We start from the raw sequence: 26,387 nt of genomic DNA, 5'->3' as shown, positions 1-26,387 counted from the left end.
GACTTGCCGGCGCCGTTGGGGCCGAGCAGCCCGTACACCTCGCCCTCGCGGATATGAAGGCTCACGTCGGCCACGGCCTCCTGCGCCTGGTCGCCGCGGCCGAAGCGCTTGGTGAGCCCGCGCGTCTCGAGCATGTAACCCATGGGTTCGTCCTTTCTCTTCCGGGCGCACGGGCCGAGTCGCCGTGCCCGCGCGCCTTGCCTTTCGGGTTCACCATCCATGGTGGGGCGCGTTTCTAACGAAGCCGTAACGGCCGTTGGGCTCTTTTGGCGCCAGCCCTTCTCGACCTGTACGCCACTCATGGTATGTTTATCGCGATAACAAGGACGGAGGTGCCCGTGGCACGCAATAAGTACCCGGAGGAGACGGTCGAGAAGATTCTCGACGTTGCCGAGCGGCTCCTCGTGGAGCGCGGCTACGAGCACACCACGATGATCTGAAGAGCAATACGCTAAACCGAAAAAGGTAATCGAAGCCGCGCCTGTGGACTTATCGAGGGTCGAGATTCCCGCCCCATCCATCGGCACCCAGCAGAAGGTCGTCGACATCCTCGACCGCTTCGACACCCTAACGAAATCGCTCACCGACGGTATCCCTGCCGAGATCGAGGCACGCCGGGCGCAGTACGGGTACTACCGCGACCGCCTGCTCGACTTCCGAAACTAAGTGAGAATAAGTTATCGGTACGCTTTTTTATAAAATGTAAAAAAGTACCCCCATAACTGATAAAATTGACACTAAAAAAAGGGGGTGCATCTTGCGTATATACCGACGTGAAAAGTATCTGAAGCAAATGCGTGGTTTCTACCACGATGACGGGATGATCAAGGTAATCACCGGTGTTCGCAGGTGTGGTAAATCCTGCCTCATGCAATCAATCGCAGGCGAACTTGTGGAATCCGGTGTAGCGAGCGACCACATCATCTATATCGACCTCGACTCACGGGAGAACAGGAAGGTCAAGACGACCGATGAGCTCGAAAATCTGATTGACATGTCGACCTCAGCAGACACTGAGGAGACGAAGTACCTCTTCATCGATGAGATTCAGAACGTAGAGGAATTCGAGCTGCTCATCAACGGCTACCGGACAGATGGCGGTTGGTCCATTTTCATTACCGGTTCGAATTCATATCTGCTTTCTGGGCAGCTTGTTACAAAGCTGACGGGTCGCTATATCGAGTTCGAAGTGTTCCCACTCGACTTTGCGGAATATATCGATATGAAGCGTTTTCTCGGCAAGCCTGTCAATGACGTTCTCGTAGGAGAGTTTACCGAGTACCTGACCCTTGGAGGATTTCCCAAAGCGTTGGAGTATGAGGGCGAGGATGAAAAGCGCACCTATATCAAGAGTGTTATTCATGAGATCTTTGAAAAGGACGTCAAACATTCGAACAAGATTAAGAATGTCTCGGTTTTCGATGCCGTCCAGACGTATCTCATCAACAACTTTGGTGCGCCGACGAACCTGAAGAACCTCCTTGCGTACTTCAATGATGTCGAGAAGATTCCCATCAAGCGCGAAACGCTCAATCGGTATATCCAGATTCTTGTTGACGCGAAGATCCTTTATCGCTGCTCGAGGTTCGATCTCAAGTCTCGGCGATCGCTTATCCGCGAAGAGAAGTACTACCTGGCTGATCCCGGCTTCTATTTCGCCATGAACACGGATGCGAGGATTAACTACGGGCCGGCGTTGGAGAACGTGCTCTACCTCTATCTTGCATCGCGCGGGTACGAGCTTTCTATGGGCCGTATTGGGAAGCTCGAGTGTGACTTCATCGCTCGTAGGCGCAATGCTTACGCCTACATCCAGGTCTCTATGTCGATTGCCGACAGAGGCGTCGAGGAGCGCGAGTACAGGCCGTTCGGCCACATCAGGGATGGGTATCCGCGCTACTTGTTCACGCTTGATCCTCTATTGCAGGAGAGGGATGGCGTCAGGCACCTTAACATGGCGTCGTTTATGCAAGATGGCGGTGATCTTATTTGAGCGGCGGCCAGATTCTTTTGCTCCCTAGTGCGCAAACAGTGCGGGCATCAAATGGGGACCATTGCCTCACGTAGAATCGATAGATTGAAAACTTGTTTTGATGTTGACAGGCTTTTGACCAGTGGCTCCTATTACTAAGTGGAAGTAGCTGAAACGAGGCGACTGCATAGCTCCATCTGTTTTGGTTAAAACAAAAAATATGCCGCGCGCCTGCGGCATGAAGGAGGGAGATTCTTATGAATATCGTTGTATTGAGTGGTAGCCCGCGCAAGGGCGCCAATACCGACACCATGGTCGAGGCGTTTGCCGAGACCGCGCGTGAGGGCGGCAATACGGTCGAGGTCGTCCGTGTTGCCAGCAAGAAAATCGCTGGTTGCCTGGGGTGTCAGTATTGCTTCGCCCATGAGGGCACTTGCGTGCAGAAGGATGACATGGCCGACGTGATCGAGTCGCTGAAAGGCGCCGATATGGTTGTCTTCGCTTCGCCTATCTACTGGTTTGATATCACTGCGCAGGAGAAGGCCGCCATCGACCGCCTGTACGCCTTCGGTGCTACAGGCTTCCCGTTCACCAAGACGGCCCTTTTGCTCGATAGCCACAGCGAGGGCGTCTATGATGCGGCGATTGCTATGTATAGGGCCACATGCGCGTACTGCAAGTGGGAGGACCAGGGCATTGTCACCATTAGCGGCATGACCGAGCGCGACAGCATGGCCTCCTCGCCCAAGTTGGAAGAGGTGCGAGAGCTCGCTCGCAAGCTCGCCTAAGGACAAGAAGAACGCATGGCAATCGGTGTTGGTGGAAAATGCTTGCTATCCTTACCAAGAGGAATGCTGATTGCCATGCGTTGATGCTTCCGCGGACAATTCCGGCGTGCTAAAACGCCTTCTCGTTCAAGAATTCCCTGAACGCGGGAATGTCAAAGCCAACGAGACCACGCCCGCGCTCTCCAATGACGCCGTCCTCCAGGAGGCGGCGTTTGTATTGGCTTGTGTAGTTGCTGGCGACGCCCATGCGTTTGGCTATCTCCGAGACCCTGCTGGGGCCAGAATCGGGCAGCATCGCGAGCAAAAACTCAATGTCTTTATCGGAAAGCTCTCGATAGGTCGTTTCGAGAATTCGATCGCGCAGCTCCATGCGGGCAAGCAGAGAACCCTGCTGTACATCAGGTGCACTGATTTTGGGCGAGTTCTCCGAAACATCCCATGTGCGATATCCGACGAGCTGCATCATATAGGGAAATCCGTCGACGGCCTTCACGGCATCCTCGAGCGCTTCTGGCGTGATTGAGCGGCCTCCGGCCTCAACGGTTTTGCGGAATGCGTTTGCAATTTCAACGTCAGTAATTCGTCCCAACTGATGATATTGGGAACGCCTGAGGAACGAGACGGAATCGTTACGCAGCAACGCCGATACCTTGTAGGGCAGTCCTGCCATGAGTAGGGCAACTTTTTTACCTTCGCGTACAAAGTGCTGGTAAACAGAGGCAAATTGAAGCATTTCTTCGAGATCGACGGTGACTTCATCGATGGTGATGAGAAGCCCGATGCCATGCTTCTCGAGTTGCCTGAAGATGCCATTCATGCACGTGCGCCAGTTGCCCTGGGCTTCTTGAACATATGTCCAATCGATGCCCACTGGACCAATTTGAACGCCGTTCATGCGCGCGTGAGACTGTGAAAGGTAGCTATCTGCCGCTTCTTTGGTTCGCTCGATAATATCTTCGAGCATGCCTGGCATGGCGGAGCCATTTGCTGTACTCCGTGGTGGCTCCTTTGCAAGTTTTGCTAATTTTTGCAACTTTTGCTAACTTTTGCGAGTTTTGCTAACGGCTTAGGACGGTGCGGGAAGCCCCCGTATCGTCGACATTTCCGAGGATGACCTCCGCAACGAGCGGGGCCCGGGGCGCGATATTGCTGCGCTCCGGGCCCCGCTGCTTTGTAAAACTATGGCGGTTCTGCCGTCGTCCTAGTCAAACAGACTCGGCATGTCGTTTTCTTTCATGAGGGCGCCGGCGGAGGGGAGGCTCTGCGTGGTGAACTTCTCGGCGGAGACGCCGGCGCCAAGGATTTCCTCGGTTGTGCCGACGGTGGTGACCGAGCGGCCCTTCTTGGCGGTAAAGGCCTGGACACCCTGCGTGTTGGTGGTCGTCTTGGTCTTGAGCAGCGACGTGTTGAAGTTCATCAGGCGGTAGTCGCTCGAGACCAGTGCGATGTCGCGATCTTCCTTGAGCACCTGGGCATACAGCAGCTTGCTGCCGCCGTAGATAGCGTTCTTCAGGCGTTTGCGGTTGGTCTTGGTAACATATCCGGCAAGTGCGACACGCACCACGCGGCCGTTCTCAAAGACGAACAGCACGTCGGCCTTGTAGTCCTCGGGGTCGATGACCCAGATGACGCTCTCGTCGGGTTCCATCTCAAGATCGGTCGGCAGGTACGAGCCCAGCTGGGCCGACTTGGTGTCCTCAAACGCCGCAACCTTGCACTTGTACACCTGGCTCTTGTTGGTAAAGACCAGCAGCTCGTGGGTGTTGGAGGACGGGAACTCGATAAAGGGTTTGTCGCCGTCTTTGTACTTGAGCGTAGTGGCCTTCTTGAGCACGCGGTCTGTCATTTTCTTAAGGTAGCCGTCGCGCGAGAGCATGATGGTGACCGGGTACTCCTCGACCTCGGGTTCCAAGCTTACCTCGATAACCTCATGGGGCTCGATCCTGCCCGTGCGGCGCGGCATCACGTATTTCTTGTTGACCGCGGCCAGCTCGTCTCTGATGACCTTCTTGATGTTCTCCTCGCTGGAGAGGATCTCCTCAAGCTCGGCGATCTCACCCTCGAGCTTAGCGATGTCCTTGGTGCGGTTGAGGATGTACTCCTCGTTGATGTTACGGAGCTTGAGCTCGGCAACAAACTCGGCCTGGGTCTCGTCGATGTCGAAACCCTTCATAAGGTTGGGCACGACCTCGGCTTCGAGCTTGGTGCCGCGGATGATGGCGATGGCCTTGTCGATGTCGAGCAGAATCGCCTCGAGGCCGTGCAGCAGGTGCAGGCGCTCGGACTTTTTGCCCAGGTCAAAGTTAATGCGGCGACGCGTGGACTCAATACGCCACTTGACCCACTCGTGCAGAATCTGGCGCACGCCCATAACACGTGGATAGCCGTCGACGAGCACGTTGAAGTTGCACGAGAACGAATCCTGCAGCGTGGTCGAGCGATAGAGCTTGGCCATGAGCTTGTCGGGGTCGACACCGCGCTTAAGGTCGATGGCGATGCGCAGGCCCGAGAGATCGGTCTCGTCGCGGATGTCGGCAATCTCCTTGACCTTGCCCTCTTTGGAGAGCTTGACGATGCGTTCGATGATGACATCGGTCTTGGTGGTGTAGGGGATCTCGTAGACCTCGATGATGCGCTCTTCGGGAATCCAGCGCCAGCGGGAGCGGATCTGGAAACTGCCAAGGCCGGTCTCGATAATCTTTTCCATCTCCTCGCGGCGGTAGATAATCTCACCGCCGGTCGAGAAGTCGGGCATGGGCATGTACTCGAGCAGGTCACAGTCGGGATCCTGCAGGTAATGCATGGTGGCGGTGCAGACCTCGTTGAGGTTGAAACCGCAGATGTCGGACGCCATGGCGACGCCGATGCCCTTGTTGGCCGAGACAAGGATGTTGGGGAACGTGGTGGGCAGCAGGCGCGGCTCCTTCATGGCACCGTCGTAGCTGTCAACGAAGTCGACCGGATCCTTGTCGATGTCCTTGAAGATCTCGGCGCTGATGGGGGAGAGCTTGGCCTCGGTATAACGCGAGGCGGCGTAGCTCAGGTCGCCCGAATAGTACTTGCCAAAGTTGCCCTTCGACTCCACGAAGGGGGCGAGCAGTGCCTCGTTGCCCGTCGCCAGGCGCACCATCGTCTCGTAAATCGCGGCGTCGCCGTGCGGGTTGAGCTTCATGGTCTGGCCCACGATGTTGGCGCTCTTCTGGCGCTCGCCCTTGAGCAGACCCATCTTGTACATGGTGTAGAGCAGCTTGCGGTGCGAGGGCTTAAAGCCGTCGATCTCGGGGAATGCACGCGAGACGTTGACGCTCATGGCGTAGGGCATGTAGTTGACCTCGAGCGTCTGCGTGATCGGCTGATCGGTGACCTCGGAGTGCAGGCCGATGACGTTCTCGGCGTTAACCTGCTTTTTCTTTGGCTGGTTCTTCGTCTTCTTCTTTGCCACGATATCCTCTTGAACTTCTTATGGGCCGTCGTTATCGATTTGCTGCTACTGCAGGTCCAGCTGGTCCAGGTATTCCTTGCCGTGCTCGGAGATATGGCGCTTGCGGCCTGCCTCGTCGTTGCCCAGCAACAGGTTGAACATGGTCTCCATCTTGGTGACGTCCTCGGGTTCAACCTTGATCAGGCGACGTGTCTCGGGGTTCATGGTGGTGAGCCACATCATGTCCGGATCGTTCTCGCCAAGACCCTTGGAGCGGTTGATGGAACACTTCTGGTCGCCGATCTCTTTGAGGATGCCGTTCTTCTCGAGCTCGGTGTAGGCAAAGTAGGTCTTTTCTTTGCAGTTGATCTCGTAGAGCGGTGATTCGGCGATATACACGTAGCCCTCGTCGATAAGCGTGGGCACCAGGCGGTAGAGCATGGTGAGCACGAGCGTACGGATGTGATAACCGTCGACGTCGGCGTCCGTACAGATGATGACCTTGTTCCAGTTGAGGTTGTCCAGGTCGAAGGCGCCAAGGTTCTTGATGCGCTTGTCCTTGATCTCCACACCGCAGCCCAGCACGCGCATGAGATCCATGATGATGTCGGACTTAAAGATGCGCGGGTAGTCCTCTTTCAGGCAGTTGAGGATCTTACCGCGGACGGGCATAACGCCCTGGAACTCGGCATCGCGCGAGGTGCGAATGGCGCCTGCTGCCGAGTCGCCCTCTACGATGTAGATCTCGCGACGGCTCCTGTCCTTGGAGCGGCAGTCGATGAACTTCTGCACGCGGTTGGCCATGTCGGTCTTCTGCTGCAGGTTGGTCTTGATGCTCTGGCGCGTCTTCTCGGCATTCTCGCGCGAGCGCTTGTTGATGAGCACCTGCTCCATAATCTTGTTGGCGGCGTCTTTGTTCTCGATCAAGTAGGTCGAGAGGCGCTCCTTAAAGAATGCCGTCATGGCCTGCTGGATAAAGCGGTTATTGATGGCCTTCTTAGTCTGGTTTTCGTAGGACGTCTGGGTGGAGAAGCAGTTGGTCACCAGTACCAGGCAGTCCTGGACGTCCTGCCACTTAATGCCGCTCTCGTTTTTGTTGTACTTGCCCTGTTGCTTGATGTAGGCATCGATGGCGCTGGTCAGAGCGCTGCGGGCAGCCTTCTCGGGCGATCCGCCGTTCTCGAGCCACGATGAGTTGTGGTAGTACTCCTGCATCATGAAAGTGCGCGAGAAGCACATGCAAGCAGTGATTTTTACGTTGTAGTCGGGCAGGTCCTCGCGATCGCGACCGCGACGGTCGGCCTCGATAAAGAAGGGCTCGGTAAGGTAGTCGGTGCCGACCTTCTCGAGCACGTAGTCCTCGATGCCCTTGGGATAGCAGAAGTCCTCTTCGGAAAACTCGCCATCGTCGCCCTCGATGCGCAGACGGAAGGTCACGTTGGCGTTGACCACGGCCTGACGACGCATGGTCTCGCGATACCAATCGTGGGGAATGCTAATTGAGGTAAAGACCTCAAGATCGGGGCGCCACTTGATGGTGGTGCCGGTGCGGTCCTCGTCGCTGGGCTCAATCTCGAGTGCCTTCTTCTTGGCGCCGACAACCTTGCCCTTTTTAAAGTGTAAGGAGTACTTGTTGCCGTCACGCCAGACGGTGACGTCCATGTACTCGGAAGCGTACTGGGTCGCGCAGGAGCCCAGGCCGTTGGTGCCGAGCGAGAAGTCGTAGTCGCCGCCCTGGTTGTTGTTATACTTGCCACCGGCGTAGAGCTCGCAGAAGACGAGCTCCCAGTTAAAGCGCTTCTCGGAAGGGTTCCAGTCGAGCGGGCAGCCACGGCCATTGTCCTCTACCTGGATAGAGCCATCGCGAAAAGCGGTAAGGGTGATGAGCTTGCCGTAGCCCTGGCGTGCCTCGTCAACGGCGTTGGACAGGATCTCGAAGGCGGCATGCGCGCAGCCGTCGAGCCCGTCCGAGCCAAAGATAACGGCGGGGCGCAGGCGTACGCGCTCCTCGTCCTTGAGCTGGCGGATACTGTCGTTACCATAGTTTGCGGTGTTTTTTGCCATACTCGCTCTCTCGGTGCTCCCTTGCTGCGTTTAAGTCATATAGATAGTCAAGGTAGCATAGCCCAGCCCACAGGCGATTCCAACCAACACGAAATCCATCGAACAATCGTTCGGAGTATATAGACTGATAATACGATATTGGAAAAAATAGCTGAATGAAATCAATAGATATTTGATTCCATTTAGTAGAACCTCATATATACTAAACAAAAACGAATCAGAAGAGCTTTTATTTAATAGAACGGTGATGATATGAAGATTATCGAACGTCCTCAATATATGGAAGCGCTTCTTGGCGCTAAGGGAACGCCGGACATCAAGGTTATTACCGGCATTCGTAGGTGCGGCAAATCTGTTCTACTGGAAGCTCTTGCCGATCGCATTCGTGAGGCCGGCCCCGATGCCAATATTATCCGCATCAATTTCAATCTCCTCGAATTCGAGGAACTAACGGATTATCGAGCATTGCATCGCTACGTTGAGGAAAGCTATTGCGAGGGCCTCGATAACATTGTGATGATTGATGAGGTGCAAACTTGCGTTGGGTTCGAAAAAGCGGTCAACAGCCTTCATGCATCGGGTAAATACGATATCTACGTTACTGGCTCCAACGCTTTCTTGCTTTCGAGTGACTTGGCGACGCTTTTTCGCGGGCGGACATATGAGGTCGAAGTATTTCCGTTCTCGTTGCTTGAGTTTTCGACATATCACGGAATTCATAACCCGGACGAAGCGCTTGACCGATATTTGAGAGAGGGCGGAATGCCTGGCTCGTATTTGTATCCTAGCGAGCGAGCTCGCTATCGATATATTGCGAACGTGCTAGATGTCTTGGTTTTGCGTGATGTGGAAGAAAAGCATGGGGTTCGTAACAAAGTGCAACTAGAACGTGCATGCGATTTCCTAATGGACAATATCGGTAACATATCTTCTGTTAGTGGGATTGCGGCTGCGCTGGATGCTGCCGGAACGCGCGTTTCCGTGGCAACGCTCGCCCAGTACCTCGGATTTTTATGCCAGGCCTTTGCGTTCTATCGAGTGCGCCGCTATGACGTAGGCGGTAAAAAGTACCTCGCTTCGGGTGATAAATACTATTTATCGGATCATGCAATCAGATACGCAAAACTTGGAACTAAAAAACTCGACTTCGGGCATGTATATGAAAATATGGTCGCTTTAGAGCTCCTAAGACGCGGTTGGGAAATCTATATCGGGGTGCTTTATAAGAAGGAAATCGACTTCGTGGCAATTCGTCGCGATGAGCGAGTGTATATCCAAGTTAGCGATGACATTTCGCGTCAGGAAACCTTTGAGCGCGAAGTGGCACCTCTGCTTGCGATACGTGATGCGTATCCCAAGATGCTCATTGCGCGAACAAAGCACGAGGCTGTTGATTATGAGGGGATTAAGGTGGTCGACCTCGCCCGATGGTTGATGGGGGAGGGGTCGGATGTCGAATAGCGGGCGGTGGACGCCTATCTAAATCATTGCGCTGCTCGGGCGCCTTGAGGGTCTTCTTAATAATGCGGGTGAGCCCACGCTCCTTACCGATGAATTCCACTTACTCGTTTCTGCCCGAGTAAGTTTGAAGACGGATGAGCCCGCTTCATTTTGTTTGCGGCTTGATACGTTTGTCGAAAAGTGCCGCGTGGATGGCTCAAATCGAACATTGGGACAGGCGTCTCATTTTATGGGCCGAGGGCGTGCGTATATGAGCCATTTTGGTCCATAGGGGATGCTGGGCGGTTGCTAGTTGGGCCACGGGTCACTTCGCCTGTGCCGCATTTCGTCATACGCTCATAGTGGAAGCCGATGTCACGGAGTCGACTTGCGACTCGGGCAACGGATGAGCTGCAAGCCGAAAGGAGCGGTGAGGATGATGAAGCCCGTGACAAGGAAGCTGCTGTTAGGAATTCCCGCTGTGATGCTTTCGGCCGTGCTGGCGTGTACGCTTGCTGGCTGCGGCGGCAATGCGCCGAGTGGCTCGGGCGGGAACGGCTCTGTGCAGGAGAAGTCCAAGAAGGCCAAGACCTATGATTCGCAGACGGTCGAGGTGGCTGGCATTACCTATGAGTCGGTGGCTCACGGTACGTTCTATCGCGGTGACGCTAAGCTGCAGGACGGCTTTTACCTGCACGTCAAGATCACCAACAACAATGCAAAGAACAGGACGTTTAACTCCTTTAACGTGCATGCTGCCCAGGGCGATCTTGAGGCAGGCGACCCGTTGTTTACTTTTGGCAAGGCGGCCGTGCTCGACTACGTTGCAAGCGAGGCTCCCGATGAGCTTCACGAGGGCATCGATCTTTCCAAGAGGCCAGATATCGGCCCGGGCGAAGACTGGAGTGGGTATGATGAATTGGACACCTAGTTAAGAGCGAAAGGTGTTCAAGATGACCCAAAGAAGAAAGCGATACGACAGGCAGTTCAAGGTCTCGGCGGCAAAGGTGGTCCTGTCCGGGGAAATGACGGTCAAAGGCCTATCGGAGGAACTCGGCATAAAGGATTCGACGCTGAGAAGATGGGCCCGCGAATACGAGGAGATGGGAGACGGCGCGTTCCCCGGAAACGGCTCCCCGAAGATCAACAAGGACTACGAGATCGTGAAGCTCAAGAAGAAGGTCGAGGAGCTCGAGCGCGAGAACGAGATACTAAAAAATTTCCGGGCCTTCTTGAGTCAAGACCATGCGTGAGGTTCGAGTTCCTCAAAGAGCATAGGGGCGAGATCGGCCCCATCAAGAAGGCATGCGGGCTGATGAAAGTCTCGAAATCCGGTTTCTACGAGTATCTCGGCCGGAAGAAGTCCGACGCCCAGATAGAGCGGGAGGCGATCGAAGGTTTCGTCGTCGAGGCCTTCGAGCGGCACAAGGGCCGTTACGGCTACCGGCGCATCAACCGCGAACTGCGAAAAAGCGGCATCGTCGTGAGCGAGAAGCGCGTGCTCCGCATCATGCAGAAGCTCGGACTTGCCGGAAAGGGCGCGACCCGAAAACACCGCATCCAGAAGAAGGTCGAGCCGGGAGACCCTCGGTTGAACCTGGTAGAGCGCGCTTTCACCGTGGGCGAGCGCAACAGGCTTTGGGTGGGCGACATCACCTACATACCCACAAGAGAAGGGTGGCTCTATCTCGCAGCCGTGATAGACGCCTTCTCCCGCAAGGTCGTGGGCTGGTCGATGTCCGAGCGCATCACCGAGAAGGTCGCGATCGACGCGATGGAGCAGGCGGTCGGCAGGGAGGGTCCGCCAGATGACGGCAGCCTCGTCTTCCATGACGATCAGGGCGCGCAGTACACCTCCCGTTCCTTCCAGCGGTGTCTGGACTCGCATGGCATAGTCCAGTCGGTATCAAGGCCCGGCACGCCGCTGGACAACGCGGTGGCCGAGTCGTTCTTCAAGGCGCTGAAAAGGGAATTGGTGAAAGAGAGGAGCTATGGGACGAGGGACGAGGCCAAGCAGGACATCTTCAAGTACATAGAGCTCTATTACAATAGGGTGCGCATGCATTCCACCCTGGGCTACATGTCTCCAGTGGAATACGAGCGGCAATACGCTTGAGGATCCTTAAAAGAAAGTCCAGTTTATCCTTCCCACTCCACTGTCTCCCATTTCTCATGTCCAAGTTTTGGGACGCGTTTCACAATGTCGAGTGGGACTCCTGGACAGTCGGATCACGTGGTGGCCCCCTTTGAGAGGGTCACGAGCATCACGGTTCCGTTCTCGGAATTTGCTTCGACCTCTACCGTGCCACCGTGAAGCGCTGCAATCTCCCAAACAAGCGCTAGCCCGAGTCCTGCGCCGCCATATGCCCTGCTGCGGGATTTGTCTAGACGAAAGAACGGCTGGAAGATGCTCTCACGGTACTGCTTGGGTATTCCCGGGCCCTCATCTTTGACTCGCAGGAGCACATGGCTGTCGTTGTCGCAGATGGAGACGTTGACAGTCGAGCCGGAGCGGCTGTAACGGATGGCGTTTTCGACCAGATTAAACACCAGCCGATAGAGGAGCGTATCACTTCCGATTACTAAAGCGTCTCCAGCACAATTGAGGGCTATGCCCCTATTTTCGGCAAGTGGTGCAAGATCGGTGAGGACCTCTTCGGACAAGGGGCCAAGTTCCACATCGTCCTCGCAAGGAACGCTGCGGAGCTCACTCATCTCGAGCAATACCTTGGTCATTCGAGACATGCGCTCGGTTTGTTCTTGTAGCAGGCCGAGCAGCTCGGCTGTTTCGGGTTGCAAACCGGAGTGCTCAGAGATGAATAGTTCAATCTGTGCTTGCATAAGGGAGAGCGGGGTGCGCAGCTCGTGTGCGGCGTTGCCGGTAAACTGACGCTGTGCAGAGAACCCTTCGCAAAGACGGGCAATCATGTCGTTGAAAGAGGCGCTGCATCGTTGTAGCTCGGTGGGCACATCTTCGCTGAGCTTAATTTCGCTTAGGTTGTCAGGCTGCACGCGCTCAACCTGGGCCGCAAAAGCCCGCAGCGGTTTGAGTGCACGGCCGCTCACAAAGTATGCCAGCGCGCCGCCAAGGAGTGTGACTCCAGCCGTGATGTACCAGGTTGTCGTGCCAAAAGACTCTTGTGCGTCGTTTACGACGACCGTGACCTCGTCATCGAGGGCTGCTTGTGTTGGGTCAAACGCCTGGGGCGAATCCGCGCCGGTAGCGGTAAAGGCCGAGATGTCACTGCCGATGGCATCCATGTAGCGCATGCCCGTATAGCCGACCAGGCAGTTCGTCAACACGCACGCTGCGCACGTGAGCAGCGCCGTCATAATCGTTATGCGCCATTGCAGCGAAAGCCTTTTCATTCGCTATCCTCCATAACGTAGCCCTCTCCAATCCGATTGCGAATCGGGTCGTATCCCAAAGCGCTGCGTAGCTTTTTGCGGAGTGACGAGATGTGAACGCGGGTTGCGTTGCTAAAGCTGTTCACGCTGCTATCCCAAACGTGCTCGATAAGCTCCTCTTGACTTACCGGTCGCCCCTGATTAAGCATCAGGTATTCCAAGATTCCCGTTTCCTTGCGCGTAAAAGATAAAGCCTCGCTGTCCACGGAAGCGATGCGCGCCTTGGTGTCAAAACGGAGCTTTCCGCAGGTTAAAACTATGTCGCTTTGTGTAAAGCGTCTGAGGGTAAGGCTGCGAATCCTTGCCGCAAGCTCGTCCAGATGAAACGGCTTGGTGAGGTAATCGTTGGCGCCGGCATCGAGTCCGGCGACTTTATCGGATACTTCGCCGCGTGCGGACAGAATCAGTACCTTAGTCTCGCAGTCAGTTTTCCTAAGTTCCCTGAGCACGGTCATGCCGTCGATGCGGGGAAGGTTGAGGTCGAGTACCACGAGGTCGAAGGCCTCAACGTCCAGTAGGTCGAGCGCCTCCTGTCCGTCGTGACAGCAGTCGACGCTGTACGCCAAGTTTCGCAAGCTGCGCGCGATTGCGTCACACAGCGCCCGCTCGTCCTCGACGATCAAAATACGCATAACAGTCTCCTTGCACATTTCAAATCGCGCTTAACACGGATTTTATAGCCGATATGGTCCAATGGTCGCGTTACGAAAGGAGTGGTCAGGTTGTTCAAAGCGGTAAAACCCGTGGTACAGGTCGCTTTGTTGATCGTCGGAATTGCCATGGTGTGCTTTGGCGTTATGCGTGGCGAGGCGGATGCCGTGCTGGCCAAAGCGATTAGGCTGTGCTTGGAGTGTATCGGAATTGGATAAAAGAGAAAACACTGCGTCGCATGTTTTGGCCCGATTTCGCGGATTCATTCAGGCGGCGGCGACGCTGGTCACCAACATTCACCTGCCAAACTTTGCCAAAGGCGGCATCTATCAGGGCGCGGGAAAAACAGTCTGCGTACCTGGACTTAATTGCTATTCGTGCCCCGCGGCATCGGGTGCGTGCCCCATCGGGTCGTTCCAGTCGGTGGTAGGTTCATCCAAGTTCAACTTTTCTTACTATGTTACCGGTACGCTCATTTTGCTCGGCGTGCTGCTGGGACGCTTTGTATGCGGCTTTCTGTGCCCGTTTGGCTGGCTGCAGGAGCTGCTTCATAAGATTCCCGGCAAAAAGTTCTCCACGAAAAAGCTCAAGCCGCTCACGTACATCAAGTACGTCGTGCTGCTGTTTGCCGTGGTGCTGCTGCCCGTCTTGGTGGTTAACGACGTGGGCATGGGCGACCCGTTCTTTTGTAAGTACATCTGTCCACAGGGTGTGCTCGAGGGCGCCATTCCGCTGGCCATTGCCAATGCCGGCATTCGATCTGCGTTGGGACATCTCTTTACTTGGAAACTTGCAGTTCTCATTGCCGTGGTAGTGCTGAGCGTTTTGTTCTACCGCCCCTTCTGCAAATGGATTTGTCCACTCGGCGCATTCTATGCGCTCATGAATAAGGTATCCCTATTGGGGATCCGGGTCGATGCATGCAAATGCGTCTCGTGCGGCAAGTGCTCAAAGGTTTGTCAGATGGACGTTGATGTGGTCCACGCGCCCAATCATGCCGAATGCATCCGGTGCGGGAAGTGCATCGGGGCCTGTCCCGTCGATGCCATCAGCTATCGCTATGACCTGGATGTGTCGGCGGAAAAGCTCCCCTTGACCGCCGATAAAAAGTAAACAAGCTTCGACAAAACGGAGGAATGACTATGAAGCTTTCTAAGATTGCGGCCCTGTTTATGGTGCCGGTATTGGCCTTGTGCCTTGTGGCATGTTCGGCGCCCGGTGGCAATGCGAGCGAATCTGCGAGCTCCGATCCTAAGATTGCAGAACTCACTGCGCAGAAGCCGGCCAATGCCGACGAGGCCGCCGAGCTGTATGCGAAGCTCATGCAGAAGGAGAACGAGATCTTTTCGAGTGATAACGCGCTGTGGGAAAAGGTATTCAATGCGGCAAATAAAGACTCGGCAATGATTGATGATGGCAGCAATTACGGCGATTTTCTGCTCAAGACCATCGACGGCGCCAAGGATGAGTTCACGGCGGATGAGCTTAAGACGCTCAAGGCCGGTGCACAGCAGATCAAGGAGATCGAGGACAAGCTCGAGAGCCTGGAGAAGGAGTTCCCCGGCTGTGGAAGCACGCCGAGCGCAGGCGAGAGCGTCGACGCTTCGACCGCTGGCATGACGGCTGGTGCCAATGCTTCGAGCGAGGCGACGAAGTTCCCCAGCTTTACGGGCAAGGACCTGGATGGCAACGACGTGAGCAGCGACGAGCTGTTCTCTAAGAACAAGGTCGCCGTCATGAACTTCTGGTTCACCACTTGCAAGCCGTGCGTGGGCGAGCTGGGCGACCTTGAGGACCTGAATAAGGAGCTTGCCAAGAAGGGCGGCCAGGTCGTGGGCGTCAATTCCTTTACGCTCGATGGCAACAAGGGCGAGATTGCAGATGCCAAGGACGTGCTGAGCAAGAAGGGCGTGACATATAAGAACATCTGGTTCAAGTCGGATAGCGAGGCCGGTAAGTTTACGTCAAATTTGTTCTCGTTCCCGACAACGTATGTCATCGATCAGAATGGCAACATCGTAGGGGAGCCCATCGTGGGAGCCATCAGCTCCGCCGAGCAGCGTGCAGCACTCAACAAACTTATCGATCAGGCGATTGCGAATAGCGAGCAGTAGAAAACGCGTAAAGCATCGCGAGGATCGTGTGTCGCTGTGCGGAGTAGTCCGCTGCCTTTCAAGATAATCTCCACCATATAGAGGCCCCACTTGGGGCCTCTTTTTTGGACGCCGTCCCGTTCGTTTTTTGATGCGGTTCCCTACATTCCTCACTGGTGTCGGTGAAAAATGGGGATAGAGTAGGACAAACGCGTCGAATACGAACGGTGGAGGAGAGCGGGCAAGTGCGCCCGTGCAGGAGAGGTTGCCGTCCATGCTGGATCTCAGAGATATTTGCAAAAGGTACGTTACGCAGTCGTTTACGCAGGTGGCGCTCGACAACGTAAGCCTGTCTTTTCGCGATAACGAGTTCGTGGCCATTCTGGGTCCCTCGGGCTCGGGCAAAACTACGATGCTCAACGTTATCGGTGGGCTCGATCATTTCGATTCCGGCGACCTGCTAATCGACGGTATTTCGACCAAGGACTTTCACGATCGCGATTGGGATGCCTATCGCAACAACCGCATCGGCTTTGTGTTCCAGAGCTATAACCTCATTCCGCATCAGACCATTTTGGAAAACGTGGAGCTGGCGCTCACGCTCACGGGCGTGGGGCATGCCGAGCGCCGCCAGCGTGCGCGCGAGGCGTTGGAGAAAGTCGGCCTGGGCGAGCATGTTAACAAGCGTCCAGGCCAGCTATCGGGCGGACAGATGCAGCGTGTGGCCATCGCCCGCGCCCTGATCAACGATCCCGAGATTGTGCTGGCAGACGAGCCGACCGGCGCCCTGGACTCAACGACATCCGTACAGGTCATGGACCTGCTCAAGGAGGTCGCACGCGACCGTCTGGTTATTATGGTCACGCACAATCCCGAGCTGGCGTACCAATACGCCACGCGCATCGTCAACCTGGCTGACGGCAAGATTACCGACGATTCCGATTCTTTTGATGTCGCCGACGCCACGCGCCGCGAGGCCAAGCCTACGCGCAAAACCTCGATGAGCTTTGTGACGGCGCTGGGGCTTTCTGCCCGAAACCTTATGACTAAGAAGGGCCGCACGGCCATGACGGCCTTTGCGGGCTCGATTGGCATTATCGGTATCGCGGCGATTCTGGCGCTGTCCAACGGCGTGAACAATTACATCAAAAAGGTCGAGGAGGATACGCTCTCGAGCTACCCACTCACCATTTCCAAGCAGGATTACGACCTGTCGTCCATGATGGGCGGCCAGGGGGCTGCGGATGATGACTCGCCTGAAAACGTGGATTCGTCCGACGACAGTGCCGGCGGCAAGGCTAAGGGAACCGATAAGATTCCTGTGGTCACGGCCGTAAAGGATATGTTTGCGAGCGTTAAGTCCAACGACATGACGAGCTTTAAGGCATGGCTCGATGCCGGTGGCGACGGCATCGATAAAGAGGTCAACGCCATTCAGTACGGCTACGGTGTATCGCCGGTTGTCTATCGTGCCGGCAAGGGCGATGAGAAGCCTGTCCGGCTGGTGCCCAACGCCATGACCGAGGCCATGAGCGGAGGCGCGAGCTCAGCGGCAACGGTGAGCATGGAATCCATGGGAACCTCGGTCTTTAACGAGATGATCGACGACCAGAGCCTGCTCGACAGCCAGTACGATGTCGTGGCGGGGCATTGGCCTACGTCTGCTAACGAAGCCGTGATGGTGCTTTCGAGCCGCGGTACGGTGGGCGACTATACGCTCTACAGCATCGGCGCGCTGGATATCGATGAGCTCAACGACCTGGTTAACAGCGCCATGGCGGCCGACGGCAAGATCGAGACGCTCGAGACCGGCGCCGACTTTACCTACGACGATGCTCTGTCCACGACGTTTAAGGTGCTGTCGCCGGCTGATGCGTATCGCAAAAACGAAGAGACCGGCATGTGGACTGACATGTCTGGCGACACCGACTTTATGGCCGTCAAGGTTGCCGACGGTATCGACGTGCACATTGTGGGCGTGGTGCGACCCAACGAGACCGCCAACGCGAGCGCGTTGTCCCCGGGCATTGCCTACACGCATGCGCTGACTCGCCAGCTTATGGAACGCGCCGCAAATTCGCAGATTGTGCAGGAGCAACTCGACCACCCCGAGACGGATGTCTTTACGGGCAAAACCTTCGACGAACTGCAAGGCGAGGCCAAGCAAGGCGTGGATCTGGGCAGCATGTTCAGTGTGGACGAGGCGGCGCTCAAGAGCGCGTTCTCGTTCGATACCTCCGCGCTCTCGGGTGTTGTCGGCGGTATGGACCTTTCTGGCATCGATCTGTCGGGGCTGGACATTGACCTTTCGGGCGTTGGCAAGGACATCGACTTTGGTGACATCATGGCCAAAGCGCCGGCTCCAGATTTCTCGGGCATCTTTGACGGCCTGGAACTTACGCCCGAGCAAATGCAGCAGGTGGGAACGCTAGCCAACCAGCTGTTTGAGAGCTTTTTGCAGTCTGATCAGTTTAGGGCGCTGTCACCCGATGATCTTAAGGACGCGTCAAAGCTTGCTGCCGCATTCTCGACGTATCTTGAGCATGATGCCGCAGCCCAGCAATGCCTAGCTCAGCTGAAGGCCCTCGGCGGCGATGCCCTGGCCGAGCGCCTGCGGCAGGCGATGACCGACTATGTGCAAAAGCAGCTGGCTCCGTATCTGCAGCAGGCTATGGATCAGATGATGAAGTCGATCGGCGACCAGATTGCGGCGACGGTGTCAGCTCAGCTCAAGGCAGGCACGGCTGGGCTTATGGACCAGATGGCGACGCAGATGTCTTCGAGTTTTGCCAACCTAGCGAGCGCTATGCGTGTGGATGCGAGCGCCTTTGCCCGTGCCATCCATTTCAACATGGACGCCGAGGACCTGAGTTCGCTCATGATGAGCTATGCCAAGGCTTCGAAGCTCACCTACGACAACAATCTGGCCACGTTGGGTTATGCGGACGAGGCGGATCCTATCTCGGTCAAGATTTTCCCGCGCGACTTTGAGGCCAAAGAGCGCGTGCTCGGTCGCATCGATGCGTACAACAAGCAGGTCAAAGCCGCTGGCCACGATGATCGGGCAATTTCGTACACAGACTACATGGGCATCATCATGGGTTCGGTGACCGACATCGTGAACACCATCAGCTTGGTGCTCATCGCATTCGTGGGTATCAGCCTGGTGGTGAGCTCCATCATGATCGGCATCATCACCTACATCAGCGTGCTGGAACGCAAAAAGGAGATTGGCATCCTGCGTGCGATCGGCGCGTCGAAGTGTAACGTGGCCAACGTATTCAATGCCGAGACCTTTATCGAGGGCCTCATCGCCGGCGTCTTTGCCATTGTCGTCGTGGTGCTCGTGAGTTTCCCGGTCAATGCCTGGGCGCTTGCGGCCAAACAGGTCCCCAACCTGATGAGTCTGCCCGTGCAGGATGCGCTGGTGCTCATCGCGATTTCGGTGCTGCTGACGGTCGTTGCCGGCCTGCTGCCGGCCCGTAGCGCATCCAAGAAGGACCCCGTCGAAGCCCTGCGCTCCGAATAATGTGACAAAGGGACAGTCCCTTTGTCACGTTCGTTGATATGAGAGAAGAGTAGATGATTCTATCGTTGGCCCCTATGGAGGGGATTACCGGACATGTGTTCCGTCGCGTGCATGCGGAGTGCTTCGGCGCGCTCGATTGCTATTACACGCCGTTTTTGCCGCCGCCGCGGGTGGGAAATCGCTTTGGCGGCAAGGCGTTTAAGGAGATCGATCCTGCCAATAACCAGGGGCTCAACGTGGTGCCTCAGCTGATGTCCAAGAACGCGGACGAGTTTGTGTGGGCGGCACAGGTGCTCGCCGACATGGGCTATCGCGAGGTCAATCTCAACTTGGGTTGTCCTTCGGGAACGGTTGTCGCCAAGGGCAAGGGCTCGGGTTTCTTGCGCAATCTCGACGAGCTCGAAGTGTTCTTGAGTGACGTGTGCGAGCGGTCGCCGTTGCCGGTATCGGTAAAGACCAGGCTGGGGCTGGAGGGCGATGACGAATACGAGCGCGTGCTCGATCTGTATTGCCGCATGCCGCTGGCAGAGCTGATTGTGCACCCGCGCGTGCAAAAGGACCGCTATACGGGATCGCCGCGCAAAGAGTTTTATGGCGAGACGCTGGGGCGTGCGCCGTTCCCCGTGGCCTATAACGGCGACATTTTCGATCTTGAGGATATGGATGCGCTGGTGGAGGCCTATCCCGGCACGCGCCATGTGATGCTGGGGCGTGGCCTGCTCGCGAACCCCGCTCTGGCTCGCATGGTCAACGGCGGTCCCGCTGCCACGGCAGCCGAACTGCAGCGTTTCCACGACACTCTGTTTGCGGTCTATGCAGAAGAGATTGGCGGCAACGCGGTCTTTCGTATGAAGGAGTGGTGGTTCTACGCCAAGTGCGCTTTCGCCGACTCCGCTACCGTTCACAAGCTCGTACGTAAGACCAAAAAGGTCGACGAATACCGCGCCGCCGTCGAGCGGGTCTTTCGCGAGCAGCCACTCGCACCCATAGCTCGCTTCCGCGGCTAGTTAGACATCGGGGACGTTCTTTAACGACTGGTCATTTAAGGACGTCCTCAACGACTATGTTGCAAAAAGCTGTACGTTAGCACCCAAAGATGTCGAAAAATGTCGACTTTGGATGCTGGCGTATATGTTTGGGTCGGCGGGGGAGTTGAGTCTAGGCAATCATTGCATCGAGCGTGATGAGCTCCCTGAGTCGCTCCGTGCGTGTTTGCCCATGGCGCTTTGCTTTTGCGTCAAAGGCTTCAAGGACCGATTCGCCCACGCGTGCCGATAAAACAACGCTTGGCTCATCGGAGACCGACGGCCTTCCCAGCTTGATGGTGCGACCCTTCGGCCATTCATCTTCTTCGTATGCCTCTGCGGCTTTCTCCAACTCTCCGGGGGCAAACCCCATCATTTTTTCGAGCTGCTTAGCGTTCATAGCGTCTCCTATCAATCGGCATAATGCCGAGCAGAGGTCAACGGATAATCTTTTTGTATACAGTTTTGTAGACAAAAATACAAACAGTTTATCAGGCTAATTAGCTTGTTTTGACCCGCGTGTTCGATAGAAAATGAGCATTGACGGCTTCGATACTCCTTTGCTTTTCAGCCTGGAATTTGGATGTTCATTGAACTTCCGGAGGGGAGCGCTTTATTAAGCTATCGAGATTCTGGGCAGGAGCTCTCACTGGTCTTCGATAATGGGACCAGCTTAATTCGCGACACAGTGTGTCGCGAATGGGAGTAGTCGTTAGGTGTCCTTCAATGGCTACTCATATAAGAACGTCCAAGTGTCGGATTTTGTCATTTAGTGTCGTTCTCAGCGACTATTCTGGAGGGTCGTGGTCAAAAAAGGCAAATATGAGTACTGTTGCCATTATGGTTGCATTTATTTTGCTGTAAATTGTAGCTCCTGATGAGATTTGTTCCCGTTAAGAGCTGCTTTTATTGAACATATGAGGAGAAATAACGTCGTCTGCGGACGAGTGGAACGTTGAATAGTTCCTGAAGTGATCAAAATCGCTGCTACTAAACAGGTAGCAGTACTCATATTTGCCCTTTTTTGACCACAGTCCTCTCGGAAACCTTTCCAGAGGCGTCAAACAGCCATAATCCAAAGGTCTCCTCAAACAATTAGCCGGCTAAGAGCGTCCATGACTACCAAAAAAGCTGTACGCCAGCATCCAAAGATGTCGAAAAATGTCGACTTTGGATGCTGGTGTACATGTTTGGGTCGTATGGGCTGGGGCCCTGGACGGACAGAGCGTGCGTGCTAGAGCAGATTCTCCTGCACCCATGTGATGATGTCGTTCGACTCGTAGAGCGGCTTGCCGTCGATGAACAAGCAGGGAACCTGGCGTTTTCCGCCGACGGCGATGAGTGTCTGCTCGGCTTCGGTATCGGTCGAGATATTGCGCTCGGGAATGGTCACGCCGTTATCGGCCAAAAAGTGCTTGACCTTTAAGCAATACGGGCAGCCGGTCATAACGTACAGCGCGAGCTCGTGATTAGTAGCCATAGGTCTCCAATCGGTTGAGGTTTTGATTGAAATACCCAAAGCCGCCGCGGTCTATGCGCGCGTCAACGACGACTCGATGGCCTGGACCAGAAACGCCGTGGCTCCGGTGCCGCATGGCTTGTCGTAGTAGTCTACAAAGCGCTGGTCGGCGAGGTAGCCGTGGGCGAGCCCCAGATATGCCTCGTCTTGGGGCTCGTGTCCCCAATTAAGGCCAATCCATCGGCGATGCATTGCGACAAGTTTGTGGGCCTCGTAGCTCTCTGGGTCGCCAATGCCCATGGCAATCGAAAGCTGGCCCAGAACAGCGCGTTCAAGTTCCTTCATGTCGTTCCATGTCTCGGGGTCCATGTCCAGCAGCGCTTCGTTTGCTGCGTCGATCGCCTCGTCGCCATAGCGCGCCCGCGCTTCGGCACCGTAGCGCTCCTCGTTTTCCTGCACGGTGCGCCAGCGCTCCAGTTGTGGCAGGACGGCGCCCATGAGCGAGACAGCTTCGTCGAGCGACATGCCGGTGTTTTGCGCCAGCCGCGGGGCACAATCCTCGATCATTGCCTCCATCGTGGTGTCGTAGGTGTACCTGCCGTGGTCGTAGCACCACTTGCAGAAATGGTCGGTCGTGGTGCCCGTGGCATCGGTGCCGCAGTCGTCGGGCGTGAGTATCATGCCGCAGCTCTGGCAATAGTGCTCAGGCATTTCGAGCAGGTGGGACAGCGGTTCTCCGGTTACGGCGGCGATGAGCTTCATCATATCGATGCCCGGCGTGACCTCGTCGCGCTCCCAACGGCTGACGGCTTGGCGTGTGACGAAGAGCTTGGCGGCGAGCTGCTCTTGGGTAAGGTGATGGACGCGACGGATGGCAATGAGCTTTTCTGCAAAGGCCATAGCGGCTCCCTTCTGCTGGTTGATGGCTTAAGCATACGCGGCGGCAGGCACCCTTCCAAGCAACCGTTGGTTGCACGACGGGGGACCGCGGCGAAGAATTGCGCGCAACGCCCCACGCCTCCATGCCGTACAATGACCGGCATGGAACCTATCGCACACATACATACCGACCTGTCGCAGAAGTTCGGCATTCCGCGCAACAGCTTTTTGGCGCCCCATCTGCAGGGACGAATCTTTTTTGAGCCGGAATTTGCCTCCAATGCAGCGGTTGAGGGCCTGGACTCCTTCTCTCACCTGTGGCTGCTGTGGCGCTTCGAAAACGGAACGCCCGGCGGCACGGCTAAGGATATTGCCGTCGACGCTAAAACGCAGGACAGGTCCGGCACCAACGCAAAATGGTCGAAAACCGTGCGCCCGCCGCGTCTGGGTGGAGCCGAGCGCGTGGGCGTGTTTGCCACGCGCAGTCCGTTTCGCCCTAATCCCATCGGGCTTACCTGCGTCAAGCTCGACCGCGTGGAGCTTGCCGACGATGGCCCCATCATCCATGTGCTGGGGGCCGACCTGCGCGACGGCACGCCCATCTACGACATTAAGCCCTATATTCCGTTCGCGGATTGCCACCCGGATGCGACCGGCGGCTGGATCGAGGGGGCTCCGTGGCAAGAGCTCGATGTTGAGTTCCCGCAAGCGCTTCAAGACATGGTCCCGCCCGCAAAGCTCCCCGGCTTGGTCGAGGTCCTTCGCCAAGATCCGCGCCGTGCGGGCAGCAAGCACGAGCCAAACCGCATCTACCACTTAGCTTACGCCGGGCTCGACATATCTTTTACGGTCGATGAAACCCAGCTAACCGTAGTCGCCGTCAACGACGCGCGAGACTAACCAGCCATTCGTCCGCGCCTGTCAAATTAAGCGCCAAACCCCGCGCCAAAACCGCCCACGCTGGTGGACAATAACGCCTACCAAAACAATCACTTTGCACGGGGGCTCGGCATGAAATACGACTTTAGCTCACTTATCGACCGCCACGGTATGGACTCCATCGCCGTTGACTCCTGGGGTGAGATCCCCGGTATGGCTCCGAACGCACCCGACGAGGGCTTCGACCGCATTCCCATGTGGGTGGCCGACATGAACTTTGCCACGGTACCCACGGTCCAGGAACACATCATTCAGCGCGCCCAGCATCCCATGTTTGGCTACTTTAACCCGCGCGCTGAGTACTTCGATCGCATCATCGAATGGCAGAACCGCCGCAATGGCGTCGAAGGTTTGAGCCCTGAACATATCGGCTACGAAAACGGCGTGCTGGGCGGCGTCGTGTCGACGCTGCGCGCGTATGTCCAGCCGGGCGATGCGGTGCTGGTCCACAGCCCTACCTACATCGGCTTTACCAAGTCCATTGAGGCCGCGGGCTATCACATTGTCCACAGCCCGCTTAAGCTCGACGACCAGGGCGTGTGGCGTATGGACTTTGAGGACATGGAGCACAAGCTCGCCCAAAACCACATCCATGCCGCGGTGTTCTGCTCGCCGCACAATCCCTGCGGCCGCGTATGGGAACGCGACGAGATCGGGCGCGCCATGGACATCTATCGCCAGCACGATTGCGTGGTGATCTCGGACGAGATTTGGTCCGATATCATCCTGCCGGGGCACAAGCATATCCCGACGCAGTCGGTGAGCGAGGACGCCCGCATGCGCACGGTTGCCCTCTATGCGCCCAGCAAGACGTTCAACCTGGCGGGCCTGGTCGGCAGCTACCACATTGTCTACAACGAGACGCTGCGCGACCGCGTGTGCGCCGTGTCCAACAAGACTCACTACAACGAGATGAATGTCCTCTCCATGCATGCGCTTATCGGTGCCTACCAGCCGCAGGGCTACGAGTGGGTGGACGAGCTCAACCAGGTGCTTGCCAGCAATATCGAGTACTTCTGCGATTACGTGGACGAGCATTTTGAGGGCGTGTCCTATTCGCGTCCGCAGGGCACGTACATGGTGTTTCTGGACTGCACCGAGTGGTGCCGCGAGCATGGCCGCGATATTCAGTGGTTGCTCGACGAGGGGGCGCGCGTGGGCGTGGGGTATCAGGACGGCCGCCCGTTCCACGGGCCCTGCCACATTCGCGTGAATTTGGCGCTGCCGCTTTCGCGCGTAAGGGAAGCGTGCGACCGCTTGGACCGCTACGTTTTTAATGCACGGTAAGTGAGCACTGCATGCGGGGCCTTCTGCCAAGCCGGCTGGAAGGTCCCGCATGGTAAAACGTCTGTAACCATTGGGCGCGGACCTGCTGCGGAGGTTTATTTTTCTTGAATCTGCTTGCCGCAAAGATGCTCAATCGTAATCTCGTAGAGCTTGACGCCCTTAATGTCCTTGGCGATTTCCTCTTCGACTTCTTCGGCAGAAGGGTAGTACTTAAGGGCGAGCTGGCGGACTTTGTCCTCGATAAACGCGGGGGTGTCATTCGCCAGGCGACAACGGCCAAAGACGACGGTGCTCATAACGTAGGGAGCCCAGTCGCCGTCCTGGTACCACTCGTTGCCGTAAACGGTAAAGCAGACCTTGTCATCGCGCTTGAGTGAATCGACCTTGTGGCCAGCCTTGGCGCCATGGAAATAAATCTTGTCGTGCTCGGTGTCAAAGAAGTAGTTGACGGGAATGGCGTACGGGTAGCCATCGTCGCCGTTGACGGCAAAGACGCCGCGCTTGCAGGTAGCGAGCAGTTCGCGCGCTTCCTCGTCAGTGATGGCGCGTTTCTTTCGACGTAAGGGCCTAAACATCGTTGGCTTCCTTTCTACTGGGCATGGTTGTTGAGCACAAACTATAGCGAAACGGATCCGTTTTTCTTGATGCGGGCGAGTATGTTTTTGAGCTTGTTAAAGTCGAGCGGTTTGGACAGATGGGCGTTCATACCGGCGTCGTGTGCCGCCTTGGCGTCCTCGGCAAAGGCATTGGCGGTGAGCGCGATGATGGGGATATCGGCTGCATCGACCTTCTCGCTCAGACGAATCGCGCGGGTTGCCTCGTAGCCGTCCATGTCCGGCATCATAATGTCCATCAGGATCGCATCGAAGCTGCCGGCGGGATGAGACAGGTACAGATCGACGACTTCGTTGCCGTTGACGGCACGGGTGACCACGACGCCCTCGGATTCTAGCAGCGTCTGGGCAATCTCGGCATTCAATTCGTTGTCTTCGGCGAGCAGCACGTTCATGTCGGCGAGTGAGCAGTCGAGCGCCCTCTCGACCGTATTCGCCCGCGCCCGGGGGTTCTTGTCGATATCGAGCGGAATTTCCACGTAGAACGTGGTGCCCGCATGGAGTTCGCTGGTGACTTCGATGGTGCCGCCCATCAGTTCAATAAGCGACTTGACGATTGGCATGCCCATGCCGGTTCCTTGGAACTTGCTACGCGCATCGTCACCTTCTTGGGCAAACGGCTCATAGATATGCTTTAAAAACTCGGGAGCCATGCCAATGCCGGTATCCGAAACGCTAAAGCAAAAGAGCGCGCGCCCGTTATCGAGTGGCTTGGTCTTTGAACTAAAGGTGACGGAGCCGCCGTGCTTGTTGTACTTAATGCTGTTGTCTAACAGGTTGATCATGATCTGTCGGATATGGGTGGGACTGCCGATCAT

Annotated in this window: 24 protein-coding genes and 1 pseudogene; 15 read left to right on the top strand and 10 right to left on the bottom strand. The window is 56.2% G+C overall.

Annotated elements, in window-relative coordinates; genetic code table 11:
- Nucleotides 1-338: 338 nt before the first annotated feature.
- The 4 genes from AB5750_RS04980 to AB5750_RS04965 all read left to right on the top strand — a co-directional run bounded on the left by AB5750_RS04980 (nucleotide 339) and on the right by AB5750_RS04965 (nucleotide 2,760).
- A complete protein-coding gene (locus tag AB5750_RS04980; protein WP_218565035.1) occupies nucleotides 339-440 on the top strand; it encodes a TetR/AcrR family transcriptional regulator in 102 nt (33 codons plus the stop codon).
- 43 nt (nucleotides 441-483) lie between these two features.
- Nucleotides 484-666 carry a restriction endonuclease subunit S gene (locus tag AB5750_RS04975; RefSeq protein WP_368145540.1) on the top strand — a complete coding sequence of 61 codons (183 nt, stop codon included), beginning with the start codon at nucleotides 484-486 and terminating at the stop codon, nucleotides 664-666.
- 154 nt (nucleotides 667-820) lie between these two features.
- Nucleotides 821-1,993 (top strand): ATP-binding protein, encoded by a 1,173-nt coding sequence (locus AB5750_RS04970; RefSeq protein WP_368145541.1) that lies wholly within the window; start codon nucleotides 821-823, stop codon nucleotides 1,991-1,993.
- A 236-nt stretch (nucleotides 1,994-2,229) separates the two neighbouring features.
- A complete protein-coding gene (locus AB5750_RS04965) occupies nucleotides 2,230-2,760 on the top strand; it encodes a flavodoxin family protein (protein WP_368145542.1) in 531 nt (176 codons plus the stop codon).
- 109 nt (nucleotides 2,761-2,869) lie between these two features.
- On the opposite strand, the gene AB5750_RS04960 is transcribed toward AB5750_RS04965, so the two are convergent.
- The 3 genes from AB5750_RS04960 to AB5750_RS04950 all read right to left on the bottom strand — a co-directional run bounded on the left by AB5750_RS04960 (nucleotide 2,870) and on the right by AB5750_RS04950 (nucleotide 8,245).
- The gene (locus tag AB5750_RS04960; protein WP_368145543.1) at nucleotides 2,870-3,733 is read right to left on the bottom strand and encodes a DUF8462 domain-containing protein; all 864 of its coding nucleotides are present in this window, start codon (nucleotides 3,731-3,733) and stop codon (nucleotides 2,870-2,872) included.
- A gap of 228 nt (nucleotides 3,734-3,961) precedes the next feature.
- Nucleotides 3,962-6,202, bottom strand: a complete 2,241-nt coding sequence (locus AB5750_RS04955) for a DNA gyrase subunit A (protein WP_368145544.1) — start codon at nucleotides 6,200-6,202, stop codon at nucleotides 3,962-3,964.
- Between the two features lie 45 nt (nucleotides 6,203-6,247).
- Nucleotides 6,248-8,245, bottom strand: coding sequence for a DNA gyrase/topoisomerase IV subunit B (locus tag AB5750_RS04950; RefSeq protein WP_368145545.1), 1,998 nt, complete (start codon nucleotides 8,243-8,245; stop codon nucleotides 6,248-6,250).
- Nucleotides 8,246-8,497: 252 nt separating this feature from the next.
- Here AB5750_RS04950 and AB5750_RS04945 point away from each other — a divergent pair, with 252 nt between their 5' ends.
- From AB5750_RS04945 to AB5750_RS04930, 4 genes and pseudogenes are all read left to right on the top strand, one after another.
- Complete coding sequence (locus AB5750_RS04945; RefSeq protein WP_368145546.1) at nucleotides 8,498-9,706, top strand: ATP-binding protein; 1,209 nt, start codon at nucleotides 8,498-8,500, stop codon at nucleotides 9,704-9,706.
- A gap of 415 nt (nucleotides 9,707-10,121) precedes the next feature.
- On the top strand, nucleotides 10,122-10,616 hold the full coding sequence (locus AB5750_RS04940; protein WP_368145547.1) for a hypothetical protein: 495 nt from the start codon (nucleotides 10,122-10,124) through the stop codon (nucleotides 10,614-10,616).
- Nucleotides 10,617-10,638: 22 nt separating this feature from the next.
- Nucleotides 10,639-10,878: pseudogene (locus AB5750_RS04935) on the top strand (transposase); the annotation flags it as partial.
- Complete coding sequence (locus AB5750_RS04930; RefSeq protein ID WP_368145548.1) at nucleotides 10,767-11,801, top strand: IS3 family transposase; 1,035 nt, start codon at nucleotides 10,767-10,769, stop codon at nucleotides 11,799-11,801. The pseudogene AB5750_RS04935 and the gene AB5750_RS04930, both read left to right, overlap by 112 nt.
- Before the next feature lie 113 nt (nucleotides 11,802-11,914).
- Here AB5750_RS04930 and AB5750_RS04925 read toward each other — a convergent pair whose 3' ends face one another.
- Both AB5750_RS04925 and AB5750_RS04920 read right to left on the bottom strand, forming a co-directional pair.
- Nucleotides 11,915-13,054 (bottom strand): HAMP domain-containing sensor histidine kinase, encoded by a 1,140-nt coding sequence (locus AB5750_RS04925; RefSeq protein ID WP_368145549.1) that lies wholly within the window; start codon nucleotides 13,052-13,054, stop codon nucleotides 11,915-11,917.
- Nucleotides 13,051-13,743, bottom strand: coding sequence for a response regulator transcription factor (locus tag AB5750_RS04920; RefSeq protein ID WP_438266012.1), 693 nt, complete (start codon nucleotides 13,741-13,743; stop codon nucleotides 13,051-13,053). Before AB5750_RS04920 ends, AB5750_RS04925 begins: the two co-directional genes overlap by 4 nt.
- A gap of 129 nt (nucleotides 13,744-13,872) precedes the next feature.
- Here AB5750_RS04920 and AB5750_RS09695 point away from each other — a divergent pair, with 129 nt between their 5' ends.
- The 5 genes from AB5750_RS09695 (at nucleotide 13,873) to AB5750_RS04895 (ending at nucleotide 20,373) form a co-directional block, all read left to right on the top strand.
- Nucleotides 13,873-13,962 (top strand): CD1871A family CXXC motif-containing protein, encoded by a 90-nt coding sequence (locus AB5750_RS09695; RefSeq protein WP_022094046.1) that lies wholly within the window; start codon nucleotides 13,873-13,875, stop codon nucleotides 13,960-13,962.
- A gap of 205 nt (nucleotides 13,963-14,167) precedes the next feature.
- A complete protein-coding gene (locus AB5750_RS04910; protein WP_438266013.1) occupies nucleotides 14,168-14,857 on the top strand; it encodes a 4Fe-4S binding protein in 690 nt (229 codons plus the stop codon).
- 29 nt (nucleotides 14,858-14,886) lie between these two features.
- Nucleotides 14,887-15,858 (top strand): TlpA family protein disulfide reductase, encoded by a 972-nt coding sequence (locus AB5750_RS04905; RefSeq protein ID WP_368145552.1) that lies wholly within the window; start codon nucleotides 14,887-14,889, stop codon nucleotides 15,856-15,858.
- Nucleotides 15,859-16,111: 253 nt separating this feature from the next.
- Nucleotides 16,112-19,366, top strand: a complete 3,255-nt coding sequence (locus AB5750_RS04900; protein ID WP_368145553.1) for an ABC transporter ATP-binding protein/permease — start codon at nucleotides 16,112-16,114, stop codon at nucleotides 19,364-19,366.
- A 53-nt stretch (nucleotides 19,367-19,419) separates the two neighbouring features.
- Nucleotides 19,420-20,373, top strand: a complete 954-nt coding sequence (locus tag AB5750_RS04895; protein ID WP_368145554.1) for a tRNA dihydrouridine synthase — start codon at nucleotides 19,420-19,422, stop codon at nucleotides 20,371-20,373.
- Between the two features lie 151 nt (nucleotides 20,374-20,524).
- Here AB5750_RS04895 and AB5750_RS04890 read toward each other — a convergent pair whose 3' ends face one another.
- The 3 genes from AB5750_RS04890 to AB5750_RS04880 form a co-directional block, all read right to left on the bottom strand.
- Nucleotides 20,525-20,791, bottom strand: a complete 267-nt coding sequence (locus tag AB5750_RS04890) for a ribbon-helix-helix protein, CopG family (protein WP_368145555.1) — start codon at nucleotides 20,789-20,791, stop codon at nucleotides 20,525-20,527.
- Between the two features lie 834 nt (nucleotides 20,792-21,625).
- Complete coding sequence (locus tag AB5750_RS04885; protein ID WP_368145556.1) at nucleotides 21,626-21,871, bottom strand: glutaredoxin family protein; 246 nt, start codon at nucleotides 21,869-21,871, stop codon at nucleotides 21,626-21,628.
- Between the two features lie 51 nt (nucleotides 21,872-21,922).
- Nucleotides 21,923-22,750, bottom strand: a complete 828-nt coding sequence (locus AB5750_RS04880) for a TipAS antibiotic-recognition domain-containing protein (protein ID WP_368145557.1) — start codon at nucleotides 22,748-22,750, stop codon at nucleotides 21,923-21,925.
- Between the two features lie 141 nt (nucleotides 22,751-22,891).
- Here AB5750_RS04880 and AB5750_RS04875 point away from each other — a divergent pair, with 141 nt between their 5' ends.
- On the top strand, nucleotides 22,892-23,629 hold the full coding sequence (locus AB5750_RS04875; protein ID WP_368145558.1) for a tRNA (N6-threonylcarbamoyladenosine(37)-N6)-methyltransferase TrmO: 738 nt from the start codon (nucleotides 22,892-22,894) through the stop codon (nucleotides 23,627-23,629).
- Nucleotides 23,630-23,740: 111 nt separating this feature from the next.
- On the top strand, nucleotides 23,741-24,955 hold the full coding sequence (locus AB5750_RS04870; RefSeq protein WP_368145559.1) for a MalY/PatB family protein: 1,215 nt from the start codon (nucleotides 23,741-23,743) through the stop codon (nucleotides 24,953-24,955).
- Between the two features lie 95 nt (nucleotides 24,956-25,050).
- Here the strand turns inward: AB5750_RS04870 and AB5750_RS04865 are convergent, their stop codons facing one another.
- Together AB5750_RS04865 and AB5750_RS04860 are read right to left on the bottom strand one after the other, a co-directional pair.
- On the bottom strand, nucleotides 25,051-25,530 hold the full coding sequence (locus tag AB5750_RS04865) for a pyridoxamine 5'-phosphate oxidase family protein (protein ID WP_368145560.1): 480 nt from the start codon (nucleotides 25,528-25,530) through the stop codon (nucleotides 25,051-25,053).
- A gap of 41 nt (nucleotides 25,531-25,571) precedes the next feature.
- On the bottom strand, nucleotides 25,572-26,387 hold the full coding sequence (locus tag AB5750_RS04860; RefSeq protein ID WP_368154929.1) for an ATP-binding protein: 816 nt from the start codon (nucleotides 26,385-26,387) through the stop codon (nucleotides 25,572-25,574).

It is taken from the genome of Collinsella aerofaciens (assembly GCF_040926185.1).
GTDB lineage: Bacteria > Actinomycetota > Coriobacteriia > Coriobacteriales > Coriobacteriaceae > Collinsella > Collinsella aerofaciens_BC.
Note: the sequence above shows the minus strand (reverse complement) of the source record. Positions and strands in the feature narration are given on the sequence as shown.

Coding starts and splice junctions, on each gene's coding strand:
- AB5750_RS04970 (WP_368145541.1), top strand. CDS start 821: ATGATCAAGGTAATCACCGGTGTTCGCAGGTGTGGTAAATCCTGCCTC.
- AB5750_RS04965 (WP_368145542.1), top strand. CDS start 2,230: ATGAATATCGTTGTATTGAGTGGTAGCCCGCGCAAGGGCGCCAATACC.
- AB5750_RS04960 (WP_368145543.1), bottom strand. CDS start 3,733: ATGCCAGGCATGCTCGAAGATATTATCGAGCGAACCAAAGAAGCGGCA.
- AB5750_RS04950 (WP_368145545.1), bottom strand. CDS start 8,245: ATGGCAAAAAACACCGCAAACTATGGTAACGACAGTATCCGCCAGCTC.
- AB5750_RS04945 (WP_368145546.1), top strand. CDS start 8,498: ATGAAGATTATCGAACGTCCTCAATATATGGAAGCGCTTCTTGGCGCT.
- AB5750_RS04940 (WP_368145547.1), top strand. CDS start 10,122: ATGATGAAGCCCGTGACAAGGAAGCTGCTGTTAGGAATTCCCGCTGTG.
- AB5750_RS04930 (WP_368145548.1), top strand. CDS start 10,767: ATGGGCCCGCGAATACGAGGAGATGGGAGACGGCGCGTTCCCCGGAAA.
- AB5750_RS04925 (WP_368145549.1), bottom strand. CDS start 13,054: ATGAAAAGGCTTTCGCTGCAATGGCGCATAACGATTATGACGGCGCTG.
- AB5750_RS04920 (WP_438266012.1), bottom strand. CDS start 13,743: ATGTGCAAGGAGACTGTTATGCGTATTTTGATCGTCGAGGACGAGCGG.
- AB5750_RS09695 (WP_022094046.1), top strand. CDS start 13,873: ATGGTGTGCTTTGGCGTTATGCGTGGCGAGGCGGATGCCGTGCTGGCC.
- AB5750_RS04905 (WP_368145552.1), top strand. CDS start 14,887: ATGAAGCTTTCTAAGATTGCGGCCCTGTTTATGGTGCCGGTATTGGCC.
- AB5750_RS04900 (WP_368145553.1), top strand. CDS start 16,112: ATGCTGGATCTCAGAGATATTTGCAAAAGGTACGTTACGCAGTCGTTT.
- AB5750_RS04895 (WP_368145554.1), top strand. CDS start 19,420: ATGATTCTATCGTTGGCCCCTATGGAGGGGATTACCGGACATGTGTTC.
- AB5750_RS04890 (WP_368145555.1), bottom strand. CDS start 20,791: ATGAACGCTAAGCAGCTCGAAAAAATGATGGGGTTTGCCCCCGGAGAG.
- AB5750_RS04885 (WP_368145556.1), bottom strand. CDS start 21,871: ATGGCTACTAATCACGAGCTCGCGCTGTACGTTATGACCGGCTGCCCG.
- AB5750_RS04880 (WP_368145557.1), bottom strand. CDS start 22,750: ATGGCCTTTGCAGAAAAGCTCATTGCCATCCGTCGCGTCCATCACCTT.
- AB5750_RS04875 (WP_368145558.1), top strand. CDS start 22,892: ATGGAACCTATCGCACACATACATACCGACCTGTCGCAGAAGTTCGGC.
- AB5750_RS04870 (WP_368145559.1), top strand. CDS start 23,741: ATGAAATACGACTTTAGCTCACTTATCGACCGCCACGGTATGGACTCC.
- AB5750_RS04865 (WP_368145560.1), bottom strand. CDS start 25,530: ATGTTTAGGCCCTTACGTCGAAAGAAACGCGCCATCACTGACGAGGAA.
- AB5750_RS04860 (WP_368154929.1), bottom strand. CDS start 26,387: ATGATCGGCAGTCCCACCCATATCCGACAGATCATGATCAACCTGTTA.